The following is a 15,363-nucleotide window of genomic DNA, read 5'->3' as shown; positions in this document are numbered from 1 at the left end:
CTTCAATCTTCAAGTCACCTATTTTTAAGTACCCCCTCAGCTGATAACATATAATACAATTATCAACATATTACGCTGTAATAGTTCAAGAATTCTTAAATCAATATTGATAATTTGTTTAATATATATCTTGAAAATATAACCAATTATCGGGACATAATAATCGTCTAGTGTCCTTTAACTTACATAATTGATGGTATTTTTTCTATTTAACTCTTTTTTCTATCTAAACAGTGTATTTTCTTAAATTTATTTTTTCATGCCTTAAGTATAATAACTTTTAATTAAATATATAAACATTAGAACACATTTTGTACGAAAGAAAAAAAATGATATGATGATTATGAAAGCAAAAGCACATAAAATTATGGATGACGTTTATTTTGTAGGAACGCTTGACTGGGATAGACGGGAATATCATGGATATACCCTACCCGGTACAACATATAATGCATTTCTAGTATTCTGTGGAGATAAAACGGTATTGATAGACAATGTATATCCCGGATATTCGGCACAGATGTGGGGAAGGATAAAGGATGCATTTGAATGTAAACAAAAAGATATGAAAATAGATTACATAATACAAAACCATATTGAAAAGGATCATAGTGGAGCATTGGTGGAAATTCATAAAAAATTCCCTAAGGCACCGATATACTGTACGCCCATAGCAAAGCCTGCACTGATAAATCATTATCCTGAATTGGCAAATGCAGAATTTGTAACTGTTGAAAGTGGAGATAAATTATCTTTGGGAAGTAAGACCTTTTCATTTATAGATGCCAAGATGCTTCACTGGCCTGATAGTATGTTTACATTTCTTGAAGAGGATGGAATACTGTTTTCCAATGACGCGTTTGGTCAGCACCTCTGTAAGATGGAGCGATATGACTATGAAATACCCGAATCGGAGTTAATTGATGCTGCACAGAAATTCTATGCAAATTTATTAACGCCACTGACACCACTTTTAACCATGAAATTAAATGAAGTGGTTGAAGCCGGTTTGATTGAAAAAATCAGGATGATTGCACCATCACACGGTCAAATCTGGACAGAACCAGCAAAAATAGTGGAAGCATATCAGAATTGGGCTACAGGTGTATGTCAAAGACCACAGGCTACCCTAATATATGATACCATGCATTATTCTACACAAACGATGGCACATGCAATAGCTGAAGGTTTGATGAGTGAGGGGGTAAATGTCAAGATGCATTACTTAAAAGAGGATGAACGAAGTGAAATCGTAAAGGACATGCTTGAAAGCAAGGCGGTACTGATGGGTGTGCCGACATTATTCAATAAGGTATATCCTAGTATTGGGGACATACTCCTTTACACTGTTGAGTTGGATTTTGCAAGAACTGGCATCAAAAGGTATGCTGCAACATTTGGTTCTTACGGTTGGGGTGGAAACGGACCTGACTGGTTGAATGAAAAACTTGCAGAAGCCGGTTTTGAAATGATGGACAACCTTGAAATAAAGTATGTTCCAACTGAAGAGGATTTGGAAAGATGCTTTGAATTAGGTGTAAAAATAGCTAGTAAGATAAATGATGAATAATCATCCCCTAAACACCCTCAATTTTTTTATATGTTGATTTTTTTACAGTAAATCCATTATCTTCATGATATTTCATAATTTATTCTTGAATAAATTCTCGAGTAAGTAGTTGATATAATTTAATGGCTCAGATTCAAAAAAAGGTTTAAATTTGAGGGGGTTAAATTTATTCTCTGTTTTGTTTTTCAGCCAGTATGTGTTCAATCATACTGTCAATGGTAGTGGTTACATCAATATTTTCTATGACGGGGATGTGATGGATTCTAGCTTCACTGGCTATGTAGTCATGTGTCTTACGGATAGGTGTAAAGTGTTTCAGGTATCTTTTAAGTGGTCTTCTTGCCCATAGCTGTCTACATCTGGAGTAGAACCTGCTTTTATGTATCTCCTCATCGGATAATGTAAGTATGAACATGTGTACATTAGGCGTATCCAGTAATTCTTCACTTATAAAACCCGGAACTATATGTACTCCTTCTATTACTATGCTTATACCCTCTTTTATTGCACGTTCGACTACACCGTTTACTCCTACACTAACGGTTTCAACGTGGTCCTTAAATCCGAGAAGGACTTTGTCAAATTCTGGAGGTGCTGGTGTTCTCAGGGATTCCGCCGCGGTATAGCTTGACTCGAACAATGTTGGACATAATTCTTTTGACACAATTTTTCTCATTACTTCACGTATCATATCGGTACTTAACATGTTTTTGATTCCAAGTTTATTTGCTAGTTCAAATGAAATGGATGATGTACCTATACCACTTGCTCCTCCGATTAATATGATTAACGGGTCTTCTGATCTTTTTATTTCCTTCCATATGATGTATTTCTTTGCAAGATCAGGATCTTCTTGTTCAAGTTTTTCCTTAACTATTTTTATAAGTTCTGTTATTGCTATAGTTTCTTTATCTTCACTTTTTATCTTTTCCTCTATTTCGGCTGCTATGGCATATGCTCTTGCTGGTTCTAGTTCCGCCCTTATCAGGGATTTTGATAGTATTCCTTTTGAAAACGGTTCTTGATATTTTTTTCCGCCTACTTCTCCTTCAACTAGTAACATTACATCACCACCTTTAACTGGTTTAATAATTTATATTATATTATTATATTGTTTTTATTATAATTTATATATTTATATTTTTTAAATAAGTTTTTTTGAATATGCTATGTAATACTTGATATTTTCACTTATGAAATGTTTAATTTAATGATATTTTGTTATGGAAGTGTATTGATTGGGGGGTTACCTGTAGGATGAATGTCCTTAATTAAATAGTATATTTTATGTATTTTAATGTGGATACTTAAAAAGAGATTATTATATTGAAATTTCTATAATGATGATATAAATTTGTATTAAAAAATTATTAAAAAAAGTTAAAGGATTGGAATAAATGAAGACTCTTAAATATGTCCCATTTATCCTACTGCTTCAAACATGTCTTTTCCAGCACCACATAATGGACATTTCCAGTCATCTGGAAGGTCTTCCCATGCGGTTCCTGGTTCAATACCTTTTGATGGATCTCCTTTTTCTGGGTCATATGTCCATCCACATAACATACATTTGTATTTCATAAATATCACTCCATATTTTATTATATTATACTTTAGATTTAAAGATTAATATATCTTTAGAATTTGGCATTATGTATATTATGCTAAGATTATATTAATCAATATTACTGGAAAACTCTATTGGGATGATTAATAAAGGAAGCTTTTAATAAAAAAAGAAAACGTAATAGAAAAGAAATAGTGAAATAGAATTATTCTAATTCAACAAATGCATTAAATGATAATTCTTTATCAAGCATTACATCTTTTCCATCAACAAGGATTTTAACAGGACCGTTAAGCGGAGTTGAATTTATCATGGTAATCTCTGACTCTAATGTAATATTCAAGTCAAGCAGTTCTTGAAGTGTCTCGTTGGAACCCCTGATAAACTTGATTTTTCCCCTTTGCTGTGGTCTCATGTCACTGATGGATACAAGATTTTCAATCCTGCGAGGTATTTCGTTGATGTTGGCTACCTTGGAACATTCATAGCAGGTGGATATGTTCAAGTCACATACTGGTATGATGTTATGATCATCAGGACATTGATTTGGATAATCCAATAATTGACATAGCTTTCTTTCGGCTTCATCAGACAGTGAGTGTTCCATGGCACATGCCTGTTCGTGTAAATCCTCTATATTGATGTTTAATATTTCATACAGGAATGTTTCAAGTATACGATGTTTTCTAACGATGCTTCTTGCAATTTTATAACCCTTATCTGTTAGTGTAACACCCTTGTACTGGTAGTATACCACGTATCCGTCCTGTTCCAACTTTTTTAGCATTTGGGTAACACTACCTGGTGCTATTCCCAAATCCTTGGATATTTCAGTAGTTTTGGCCATAGAATCGGATAAGCTTTTTTTATATATGGTTTCCAAGTATTCCTCTACATTTTCACTAATTTCTTTTCCATGCATAGTTAATCCCCTTAAAATATATGTATTGATGAAAGTATAATTATAGTCTTTATATATTATTAAGTTATTTAGCACTTCTTATAAATATTTTCCATTATTTTTTTTAGTCATAAATGAATTGGAAACTATTCGTAATTTATATAAATCTCTTTTAATTGACGTCTGAGGAGTTTCCAACCATTTACTCTCGGAAGACTATCGGTGGTAAATAATCTTCGAGGTATCTTGTATCTTGCCAGGTTATTTGATGCATATTCCAGGAGTGAATCACTATCTTCCTTGTCGTTCCATATGATTGCGGCAACTGGTATTTCGCCCCTGTGTTCATGAGGAAGGCTGAAGACCGCTATTTCATTTACGGATGGATGTTCTATTAACACTTCCTCCACTTCCGTTGGATATATCTTCCATCCTGACATGATAATCATGTCCTTCTTGCGGTCGGTGATGAATAATCGATTGTCCTCATCAATATATCCTATATCACCAGTCAAGAACCAGCCATCCTCCAGGAACGTCTTCTCGTTTGCCTCCGGTTTATTCCAGTAACCCTTTGCAATTGACGGGCCTCTCAGTGCTATTTCTCCCTGACAGTTGACGTCCATTTGAATGCTTGCATCATCGGTATCCACAATCTTTACTTCACTGAAGCACACCGGATGGCCTACACTTTCAAATTTATCTGCAAATGCATAGTCTTCCGGTCTGATTACGGTACCCGTACCGATTACAATGGTCTCTGATGAACCATAAGCGTTAAGTACTGCTATTCCATATTTCTTATAGAATTTCTTCCAGATATCCTTATGCAATGGTCCACCACCGGATACCATGCTTTTAACGGTGTACAGTTTATTCTGTACCTTATCCGGGTTGGTGACTATTGAGTGAATTACCGGTGGCATACCAGTCGCATGCGTTACCCTGTTTTCAAAGATGATATCAAGGTATTCGTCAAATGTGTACCTGTTTTTCGTTATACACAACGCCGCCTTTCTTAGAGTTGCAATAGCCCAGGATATACCTACATGGGCCATTGGGTAGATACAGAACATTACGCTGTTGTGGTCCATGTTAAGCACGTCACATTCATTCTGTATTGCACTAAACCAGTTTCCATGTGTCAGCATGGCACCCTTAGGTTTGCCTGTCGTACCGCTTGTATACTGTATCTGGCAAAGGTCATCCCATGATGTATTGCAGGCATCTATTATCTCGCTATCAGTGTATTCATCCATATTTTCCATGACATAGCAGTCAATGTCAAGTTCGTCTATTTCTTCATCACATATGATAAGTTTGGCACCGCAGTCATCTATGAAGTATTGCAGTTCACTAATCGTGTATATCCTGTTTGTCGGAACTGCCACGGCACCGATACGCCACAATGCCAAAAAGGAGAATAGGTATTCCGGACTGTTTTCCAGATAAATCAGTACTCGGTCACCCTTTTTAATATTTTTGTCAATCAATCTTCTTGAAATCTCTGAAACAATTGACAGAATATCCTTTGAATTGTATTGTTTATTCCTATCTATATTGTAATATACGGGTTTATCCAATCTACAACTATTCGCATCTAGGAATGTAGTGATATTAATCATGTATCTAACCACCATTTATTGATTTAATATATTAATATTTATATGGGATAATGATATTAAAATTTATTATCTAATTGGAATAGATATATAAGTATATAATAAATTTTTTAAATAACTTTAGTAGAAAAATGATATCATGAGTGTTACAGCAAGAGTTATAAAGAATTCAAGTTTATTGATGATGGCCAGTCTGATAAATAATGTCATGACATTTATTCTAACATTATTTACTGCCAGATACCTGGGTACTCATGATTTTGGATTAATCTCCTCTGCTACTTCATTGGTGGGTGTATTCGGTATATTCTGTGATTTGGGATTATCCACCTATGCCATACGTGAAGTATCCAGAAACAAGGAGTTAACCGGTGTTTATTTTGGTACGACATTGCTGTTTAGGGTAATATTTACATTAATTACATTTGTAATATATGTCGTATTCGTATCAAACAGTAACTTTAGTGGTGACGGAACCATTGTAATGCTATTGTTTGGTTTATACATGGTCTTCAATTCTTTTGCAACATTTTATTACTCATTATTCCAGAGTAATGAGAAGATGAAGTATCAGACCATAGGTAACGTGATATACAGTACGTCCGTACTTTTGATTATACTGGTTATCATATATCAGGGAAGTAATGTGACAATCGTTGCTGCAGGTTATCCTATTGCAATGTTCTTGTCATGTTTGTATTCCACATATATAGCATTACGCTATTATCCTAAGTTTAAGTTGTCATTCGACAGGTTGTTTGTAAAGAATCTCTTCGTGAAGGGTATTCCATTTGGTATCACGGCGGTATTTACGTCGATATACTTCTGGATATCCCTTATAATATTGACGTTCATGTCCGGCAGTATAGCAGTGGGACTATTCAGTTCGGCTCAAAAGCTGCTTTTGGTATTGTCATCGATATTCACGCTGTTTAACAATGCGGTATTTCCGATAATGAGTGACTTGTATACCACAGATAGGGATAAGCTTATCGACTTGTATCATAAGATTATGAAGTATATGCTGATGCTTGGTATGGCGGTTGCCGTAGGATGCTGTATCTTCTCTGAGGATATCATCACACTGGTTTATGGTGTCGAGTATATTGAAGCTTCAACGTCATTGACCATACTCATATGGGCCGGCGTATTCATGTTTCTTACAAGCGTATGTTCCACATTACTTGGTGCCATCAATAAACAGTTTACGGTTACAAAGATTGCCGGTATAGGTGCATTTGTCAGTGTCGTGTTAAATTATCTGATGATTAGCAATTTCTCCTATTATGGTGCAAGTTATTCCACGGTTATCACCGAGTTTAGCATTCTGTCATTGATGCTGTTGGTATTATACAAGACCGAGTTTAAATTAAACCTCGCGGAATCTGTTGTTCCGATTATTCAGATTATAATATCCAATATAATAATGGCGGTTGTCTTGATTTACTTAAATCAGTCATTTATCGTATCGGTGCCTATTGCTGTGGTGGTATATGTGATTGCATTGTTTATAACCAAGGCAATCAGTAACGAGGATCGTCAGATAGTATTGGACTTGCTGTCATCATTTAAGAAATAACATTGCCTATGATTGGATTTGCCAGGTCAATGTATGATTATTTAAAAAAAGGAAAATTTGATTGCTAGATAATGTAGGGAGTTTATTTATTATCTAGCCCTCTATTTTTTTGGTGTTTATAATAGGAGTTTTTCTTGTTTTATATTGTGTATTTTATTTTTTGGAGTTTTTATTGATTAGATTTTTTATTATTGATTAGTATAATAATCTTTTATAATAGGAGTTTTATTTTTTTTTAAGTGTATTTTTTCTTTTTAAAGTGATTTATTCTATTGATTAGAGTTTTGTTGTTATAGGGTTTTGGTGATATTATTTTTTATAAAACTATTGTTTTTTGATTAAATTTTTTTTTTATAGGATTTTTTTTAAGCTTAAATATTTATTTGACAGATCTTTTTTATTAGGTGAATTAATTTAATTATATAAATCTGATAACCAGTCTACGCTCAAATATCTTTCTCCTGTATCAGCAAGTATTGCTACTATTGTTTTACCCTTGTTTTCAGGTCTTTTTGCTATTTCCAGTGCTGCATATACTGCACTTCCTGAGGATATTCCTACAAGTATTCCCTCTTCCTGTGCTAGTCTTATGGTTGTTTTTCCCGCATCTTCATCCTCTACCGTGAATACTTCATCGATAATGTCCAAATCGGTGTTTTCAGGTACGAATCCGGGACTTATTCCCTGTATTTTGTGTGGACCTTTTTGTCCTCCACTCAAGACAGGACTTGATGCCGCTTCAACTGCTACAACTTGGAAGTCATCTTTCAGTTCTTTGATTGCCTGGGCTATTCCTGTTGCAGTTCCACCTGTTCCTGCCGCTGATACCACTATATCCACATTTCCATCTGTATCTTCATATATTTCAGGTCCTGTTAGTAATCTGTGTATCTCTGGGTTTGCAGGGTTTTCGAATTGCTGTAGAATGTATGAATTTTCTATTTCTTCATGTATTCTATTTGCCTCTTCTATTGCTCCTGGTATTCCTTTGGATGCAGGTGTTTCTATCAGTTCGGCTCCGAAAATTTTTATCAGTTTCTTTCTTTCTTCGGAGAAGTTTTCAGGCAGTAATATTTTTAGTTTGTAGCCTTTTGCTGCTGCTGCAAATGCCAGTCCTATTCCGGTGTTTCCACTTGTTGGTTCTATAAGTACGGTGTCCTTGTTTATTTTTCCTGATTTTTCGGCACTTTCAATTAGATTTACGGCTACTCTATCTTTAACGCTGCTTACTGGGTTGAATGCTTCTATTTTTACCAGTACATCTGCGTCGATATCTTTTGCCAGTTTGTTTAATCTTACCAACGGTGTGTTTCCTATTGTTTCGGTAATGTCATTTGCTATTGGCTTTTTAAGAATTCTTATGTTCTCTATACTCATTCAATAATCACCTTCCAGTTATTTGTATTGATATTTTCTATTTTATTTTATGTTTTTTCTTCACAATTAATTATTTGATTATGGATATATATAAATATAACGATTGTTATATTTTTATATTGTAGAATAATTACAAAAAAATGTCATGAATAAAAGCCAATGACAACTTTCATTTAACAAAAATTATCAAAAATTAAATAGACAAACAACTATTTAATCAAAGTCTTAATAAACTTTAATAAACAAAAATAGTATTATATATGCGAGTTCAAATACACGTTGAGGGATTAGTGAAAATGTTTGAAAGAATTAAAGAGGATATAGAAACCGTATTTTCAAATGATCCTGCAGCAAAAAGCACAATAGAAGTCGTGCTATGCTATCCGGGATTACATGCATTATGGTTTCATAAAATAGCCCATTGGTTCTGGGTAAGAAATCATAAACTAATAGGTAGATTTATATCCCACTTAAACAGATTTTTTACAGGTATAGAAATACATCCAGGTGCACAAATCGGCAGAAGATTCTTCATAGACCATGGAATGGGTGTAGTTATCGGGGAAACAACAATAGTAGGCGATGACGTACTGTTATATAAGGGTGTAGTGCTGGGTGGTACAAGCCTGGAAGCCAAAAAAAGACACCCTACAATAGGAGATAATGTAGTCGTAGGTACAAATGCAATAGTGCTGGGAGACATAACAATAGGGAAAAACTGTAAGATAGGAGCAGGTTCCGTAGTGACAAAGCCCGCACCACCAAATTCAACAATTGTAGGCATACCCGGAAAAACACTACAATCCATCAAGGAAGAAAACAAGCATGTACACGACTTGGAACACGGTAAAATACCTGACCCTATAACGGATATACTAAACACGCTCATCCAGAGACAGGAAGAATTAGAACGAATAGTATATCATGAAAACAGAAATGAAGAAGATAGAAAAATAATGTATAATGAATTAAAAGAACTTGCAAACGGCACAGATACCAAAGAAGATAAAAGTGAATAAAAAAATAATTCACTAAAAACCCTCTTTTCTTTTATTTAAAGTTTATGTCCACATTACTTGTTTTATTATTGTTTATCCATTTAAACTCCGTATTGTAATACCACCTGTTATATACGTTGGTGTAATAGTAATTGGGATTGTTCTTAAATGTAACCTTACATGGAACCTCGACCATGACATTCCTGGTGGTATTATCATTCAAATTAACCTTCGTTGACAGATAATGCCTTCCTGACGATGATTTATATTCAATTCTCATATCCCTTGGAACATGTATGCTTTTAACAATCCTTGTACCTTCATCAGAATAATAAACATATTTAATATGACTGCTTAACTGATTTAACATATTTTCCGTTTTAACCACATCCGATACATCCTCGGTGTTTTCAATTGACTCCGTCAACAGAGGTATGCTTATCAAAGAGAATATGATTAAAAGAATCATGAATATAAATAAGTATTCCAGGCTCAACTGGCCGATATCATTCATATAATCACTCCCAATAAATCTTTAATCAGAAGATAAGTGTTTCCTATCGTCAACGTAACAATCAAGCCACTCAATATGAACGGAGCAAATGCTACGGAACGCTTAATCAGAACTTTATTGCCTATAACTCCCTTTTTATGTAAATGTTTTAGTAGGGATATGTCCTCTATCGTCAAGCCGTGTGCCTTCTGTGTAATGATGTACTCATAATCCTCTTTTTGTAAAATTTTTTCCTTCAGGCCTCTTTTATCAAAGAAGTATTTGTCGTCATATCTGATGAGGCTGTATGAAAGTATCATGGACTCCGATAAGTTATCTAAGGTAACTTCACGGCTGAGTACCTGCTTGATGAGGTCATTTTTCATAACGTTTTTAATCAAAACTATACATAATATGATTATCGTCTCTATAAGATATAGCTGTATGTTTTCATGGATTACATTCATGATTAATAAGATGATTGTCATGGGAATAATGATATTCCGGACTCTTTTTGATAATTTGTTTACTGCAAATGAAAGAAATAATAGAATTATAATATTTGCTATGATGTTATCTATATTGACTATGTTATTTATTAAAAAGTATATTCCAAATATGTTTAAAGTAGTTACCAGATTAATTAAATCACCTGTACTTATAATATCTTTCATTAAATAAGGCTTGTTTTTAATTATTTCATATATGATGATGCACATTATAATCGGCACTATTGATAGTACACTGTTGACAATCACAGACATTGTGGGAATAAAAAGCATGCTTCCATAAAATGGAAATGAATATCCCCATAGGCTAAACTTGGGAAGAATATCCAGATAGTCGACACACAAGAGTGTGGACATTCCGGTAAGCAGCTTTACATCACCACCTGCCCATAATCCGATTTTCCATAATATGTAGACAAATACAAACACTAATAAAATGGATAAATAATAATACAATAGGTCGAGGATGTCATTATTCAAATAAAAGATAGTTCCCAGTGTTAAGCCAACAATAAACATGGAAAATGTCAATTTGTTGCTGATGGTAAGAGTCTTATAATCGCTAATCGATGCTATAACTACTCCTGAAAATAGAATGATTAAAGCGATAATTTTAATGGTTAAAGTCATAATAATTTTTAAAACTATTACAAATAAAAAAAAGGAAAGAGGTTAGAATTTATGTTCCTTATGGTCCTTAGCGGCCTTGATAAATGACTTGAATATTGGATGGGTATCATTTGGACGGGACTTGAACTCAGGATGGAACTGACAACCCAAAAACCATGGATGATCTTTAAGTTCAATCATTTCAACCAGGAAGTCATCAGGTGAAGTACCGGATATCACAACGCCGGAATCAATAAGGAAATCCTTGTATTCATTGTTTACTTCATACCTATGTCTGTGTCTTTCGGACACTTCTGTTTCCTTATATGCCTCATATGCTATTGTACCTTCGGCAATCTTACATGGATAAGCACCTAATCTCATTGTACCACCCATATTGTTGATTTTCTTCTGTTCTTCCATCATGTCAATTACAGGACATGGGGTGTCCTTATCAAATTCTGTACTGTTTGCTTCACTTTCACCGTTAAGCTGGGCTATAGCTATGGCCATGGCATGAAGTCCCAGACAAATACCAAAGATCGGTATCTTGTTTTTGATGGCGTACTTGACGGCTTCTATCTTACCGCCAATACCCCTTTCACCGAAACCGCCAGGTATTAACAGTCCATCATATTGGCTTAACAGGTCAAGGTTATAGTCATTGTCCGCCTTAATCCAGTCAATGTCAACCTTGACCTTATTGTCTGCACCTGCATGTTTAAGTGCTTCCCTTATACTGATATATGCATCCTCCAATTCAATGTACTTACCGACGACACCGATTTTAACTTTAGGAGCCTCGATTTTCAAGTCTTCAACTATCTGACTCCAATCATATAGGTCAGCCTTGTCAGGAGCATCTATTTTCAGTCTGTTTATGATGTAGTCTCCAACGTTTTCTGAGTACATGGTTAAAGGTACTTCATATATTGAATGGGCATCTGGCGTGTTGATTACAGCGTCTATTGACACGTCACAGAAGTGTGCTATTTTTTCCTTCAATTTTGAGTCAAGAAGTAGTTCTGACCTGCATACAATCATATCAGGATTAATACCCAGTCCCCTTAACTCCTTGGTACTGTGTTGTGTTGGCTTGGTTTTAAACTCCTTGGCAGCCTTTAGGTATGGCACATACGTTACATGTACAAACATACAGTTGTCATGACCTTCCTCATGGCTGAACTGTCTTAATGCTTCAATAAACGGTTGACTTTCAATGTCCCCTACCGTTCCACCAACTTCAACCATTACAACTTCTGCTTTGGTTTGTTTTGCTATGTCACGTATCATCAGCTTGATTTCATCTGTGATGTGTGGAATAATCTGAACACAAGAACCTAAATATTCCCCTTTTCGTTCTTTTTCTATTACTGATGAATATACTTTACCTGTGGTAATGTTTGCCTTACCTGATAGGCCTACATCCAGGAATCTTTCATAGTGACCGAGGTCAAGGTCACATTCCATTCCATCATCAGTTACATATACTTCGCCGTGCTGATATGGATTTAATGTACCTGAATCCCAGTTAAGATATGGGTCTATTTTAATAGCGGTTACATTTACTCCATATGATCTTAAAATTCTACCAATAGATGCTGATGTAATTCCTTTTCCAATGGAACTTACAACACCACCAGTTACTACAATATATTTTGACAAATTTATCAACTCTTTCCTTGAAAATTTAAAATATTTTATTAATCATTTTATAATAATATACATTGTAATAAGATGTATGTTAAATTATGTACATTATATAATAAATACTTTATCAAAAATATTAAAAAATCTTAATAATAATGTAATATATCTATCTAATAATATTTACTATTTATGAAAAATAATATTGTCATGAAAAAGTCAAAAAAAGATAACGTGTTTTTATATAATACTTACAAAATAGTAGATGCAGTATAAGCTTGTGTGATTATTAAAAATCCCTGATTATTTTTTCAGATTCCACATGTTGATGATTCTTCGAATTCTATCGTTTAGATAAAGGCATTTTTACAGTTTATCTGGAATGGTGGTGGTTGATAATGAGTATGTTTAATATCATTTTACCATATTTTGTATTTATTCTAACATTTATCTTTCATGATAAAAAGAGCCTTTAGGTTAGGGTGGAGCTTAATAAAAAGAATAAGAAAAGGAGGATTTGAACAAAGCCCCCTCATATTCTTACCTTCTAGTTGACAGTAAGGGTTTTGGTATCTTCAAGTTTTTCATAGTTAGGTGAAGTGAAGATTGCCGTGATGTTATAATTCTTAGCATTCATATCACTATGTATTGTATAGTTTAGACTTGCAATTCCATTTACAACCTTTACATAGAGTACCTTGCCGCTTGCGTCTTTAATTGTTTTACCGTTTATTTTAAAGAGTACCTTACCCGTGTTGATTTGTTTATCACCATCGTTGATATTGGCTGTGAATGTAATCTGTTCTCCTGCAGTTGCCGTGATATCGTTTGTCGTGATGCTTGGTGCCATCGGTGATATGACTGGTTGTGTTTTTTCGCTTGTTAGCTTACTACATTGGGCAGATCCTGTGTATATTGCTTGTATTGTTGTATCATTCCTGGTCCATTCCGTTGGTACTACATAGTTTTCTATTGTTGCAGTACCGTTTACTACTTTAACGTATATTACTTTACCGCTTGCATCACCCCAAGTCATTCCGGTGGTTGCATTGTAATCGCCCTGTGATAATGATATGTAATATTCATTATAATCTAAACTTTTAGCATTATTAACTGCAGTGACAAGTTCAGAATAATTATTAACCTCCACGTTGGATGCCGGTCTTATGATAAATGTGTTGTTATGGAAACTATTGATATCACTACCATTTACTACTAAACGTATAATATAACCTAAGGGTACAGCATAACCATCCAATGGTCCTGTATATACGCATTCTGCTTGATTGTCAAGGTAAACAGCAACAGTATCCACATCTATAAATCCGTCATTTAAATTCAATTCAATGGAAAATTGTTCATTTTCATTGTTAATTCTAAAGTTTGGTGGGTAATTATTGTTAAAGGTTGAAAGGACAATATTTGAACTGGTATCACTACCTGTGTTATATATTGCACCACCACGGTAATTTGCATTGTTGTTGTTGAAGTCGCAACCTGTTACGGATAGGTTACCTCCATCATTATAGATTGCACCTCCAACCCCATAATCTCCTGTTGCATTGTTGTTGTTGAAATAGGAAGCTACTATAGTAAGATTACCATTTATCTTGTATATTGCACCTCCATTATTTCTTGCGGTGTTGTAGTTGAGGTTGGAGCCTATTATTATAAGGTTTCCTTCATTGTTGTATATTGCTCCTCCAAATTCTGCGTTGTTGTAGTTGATGTTGGAACCGCTAATATTTGCAATTCCTGCATTGTTGTATATTACACTTCCATCCCATCTTGCCGTGTTGTTAGTGAGGTTGGAGTTTCTTATGATAACAGTACCATTGTTATATATTACACTGCCCTCACTATTATAACAGTTTATTATGCTGATATTATTTATAGTCACCTTGGTTGCTGATGGTATACGAAGGAATTGGTATTGATTGGCCCCGTTTATTGTAAATCCGTTACCTTCAATTCTTAAATTCTTTATGTTACTTCCTAAAGTTGGATTTGCTTGGAGTGTAATGTTCTTGGTAATGTTGATTGTCACCGTTGCATCACTACTTGAATATGCATCGCATAGTTGGTCATAATTGCCTACATTTATTGCTTCATTTGCAGTTTTTATATTTTTTTTCTTCTTTTGTTATTATTTTACTTCCTGGTTGTTTGTCTGGCACGCTCTCTGTTATAGCATTTGTGCTTGTGGATGTGGTATCCTCCACTAATATGTCTGTAGTGTCAGTACATGTGGTATCTGTGGATACATCCGTTGCATGTGTGCTCGTAGTATCCGTTGATGGGTCACCTGCACTGGCTATACCTACAAGCAGTACTGCTAGAGTAACCAGTAGGAAAATTTTAATCATATTCCTGTTCATGGTTTCACTTCTATTTTTTTTTAATTATTGGCAGATTTTTTTGAAAACTTTTATCGTATTTAATAGGTTATTAATTAAATAGTTTAAAAGTTGATATATAACTTTATAAACTG

The 15,363-nt window shown here is 34.4% G+C and carries 13 protein-coding genes; 3 read left to right on the top strand and 10 right to left on the bottom strand.

Annotation, left to right across the window (positions count from 1 at the left end; translation table 11 throughout):
* The first annotated feature begins 343 nt into the window (after nt 1–343).
* On the top strand, nt 344–1,570 hold the full coding sequence (locus AW729_RS03360; protein WP_112123772.1) for an FprA family A-type flavoprotein: 1,227 nt from the start codon (nt 344–346) through the stop codon (nt 1,568–1,570).
* Between the two features lie 166 nt (nt 1,571–1,736).
* On the opposite strand, the gene AW729_RS03355 is transcribed toward AW729_RS03360, so the two are convergent.
* The 4 genes from AW729_RS03355 to AW729_RS03340 form a co-directional block, all read right to left on the bottom strand.
* A complete protein-coding gene (locus tag AW729_RS03355; RefSeq protein ID WP_112123771.1) occupies nt 1,737–2,633 on the bottom strand; it encodes a 2-phosphoglycerate kinase in 897 nt (298 codons plus the stop codon).
* Between the two features lie 359 nt (nt 2,634–2,992).
* Nucleotides 2,993–3,151: a rubredoxin gene (gene rd / locus AW729_RS03350; protein ID WP_112123770.1), complete on the bottom strand. Its 159-nt coding sequence runs from the start codon at nt 3,149–3,151 to the stop codon at nt 2,993–2,995.
* A gap of 191 nt (nt 3,152–3,342) precedes the next feature.
* Entirely contained in the window at nt 3,343–4,059 is a 717-nt protein-coding gene (locus AW729_RS03345; protein WP_112123769.1) for a metal-dependent transcriptional regulator, read from the bottom strand.
* 125 nt (nt 4,060–4,184) lie between these two features.
* Entirely contained in the window at nt 4,185–5,663 is a 1,479-nt protein-coding gene (locus tag AW729_RS03340) for a class I adenylate-forming enzyme family protein (RefSeq protein WP_112123768.1), read from the bottom strand.
* 136 nt (nt 5,664–5,799) lie between these two features.
* Between AW729_RS03340 and AW729_RS03335 the strand changes: the two genes are divergently transcribed.
* A complete protein-coding gene (locus tag AW729_RS03335; RefSeq protein WP_112123767.1) occupies nt 5,800–7,239 on the top strand; it encodes a flippase in 1,440 nt (479 codons plus the stop codon).
* 414 nt (nt 7,240–7,653) lie between these two features.
* On the opposite strand, the gene cysK is transcribed toward AW729_RS03335, so the two are convergent.
* Nucleotides 7,654–8,610, bottom strand: coding sequence for a cysteine synthase A (cysK, locus tag AW729_RS03330; RefSeq protein ID WP_269467288.1), 957 nt, complete (start codon nt 8,608–8,610; stop codon nt 7,654–7,656).
* A gap of 302 nt (nt 8,611–8,912) precedes the next feature.
* Between cysK and cysE the strand changes: the two genes are divergently transcribed.
* Nucleotides 8,913–9,635 (top strand): serine O-acetyltransferase, encoded by a 723-nt coding sequence (gene cysE / locus AW729_RS03325; RefSeq protein WP_112123765.1) that lies wholly within the window; start codon nt 8,913–8,915, stop codon nt 9,633–9,635.
* Nucleotides 9,636–9,666: 31 nt separating this feature from the next.
* Here cysE and AW729_RS03320 read toward each other — a convergent pair whose 3' ends face one another.
* From AW729_RS03320 to AW729_RS03300, 5 genes are all read right to left on the bottom strand, one after another.
* Entirely contained in the window at nt 9,667–10,128 is a 462-nt protein-coding gene (locus tag AW729_RS03320; protein ID WP_112123764.1) for a hypothetical protein, read from the bottom strand.
* Entirely contained in the window at nt 10,125–11,246 is a 1,122-nt protein-coding gene (locus AW729_RS03315; RefSeq protein WP_112123763.1) for a prepilin peptidase, read from the bottom strand. Before AW729_RS03315 ends, AW729_RS03320 begins: the two co-directional genes overlap by 4 nt.
* 42 nt (nt 11,247–11,288) lie before the next feature.
* The gene (locus AW729_RS03310; protein ID WP_269467287.1) at nt 11,289–12,899 is read right to left on the bottom strand and encodes a CTP synthase; all 1,611 of its coding nucleotides are present in this window, start codon (nt 12,897–12,899) and stop codon (nt 11,289–11,291) included.
* 520 nt (nt 12,900–13,419) lie between these two features.
* Nucleotides 13,420–14,919, bottom strand: a complete 1,500-nt coding sequence (locus tag AW729_RS03305) for an Ig-like domain-containing protein (protein ID WP_112123761.1) — start codon at nt 14,917–14,919, stop codon at nt 13,420–13,422.
* 61 nt (nt 14,920–14,980) lie between these two features.
* Entirely contained in the window at nt 14,981–15,250 is a 270-nt protein-coding gene (locus AW729_RS03300; RefSeq protein WP_112123760.1) for a hypothetical protein, read from the bottom strand.
* Nucleotides 15,251–15,363 lie beyond the last annotated feature (113 nt).

The organism is Methanosphaera sp. BMS (assembly GCF_003268005.1).
Classification (GTDB): domain Archaea; phylum Methanobacteriota; class Methanobacteria; order Methanobacteriales; family Methanobacteriaceae; genus Methanosphaera.
The sequence above is the reverse complement of the archived record's forward strand: the minus strand, read 5'-3'. Positions and strand labels throughout refer to the sequence as shown.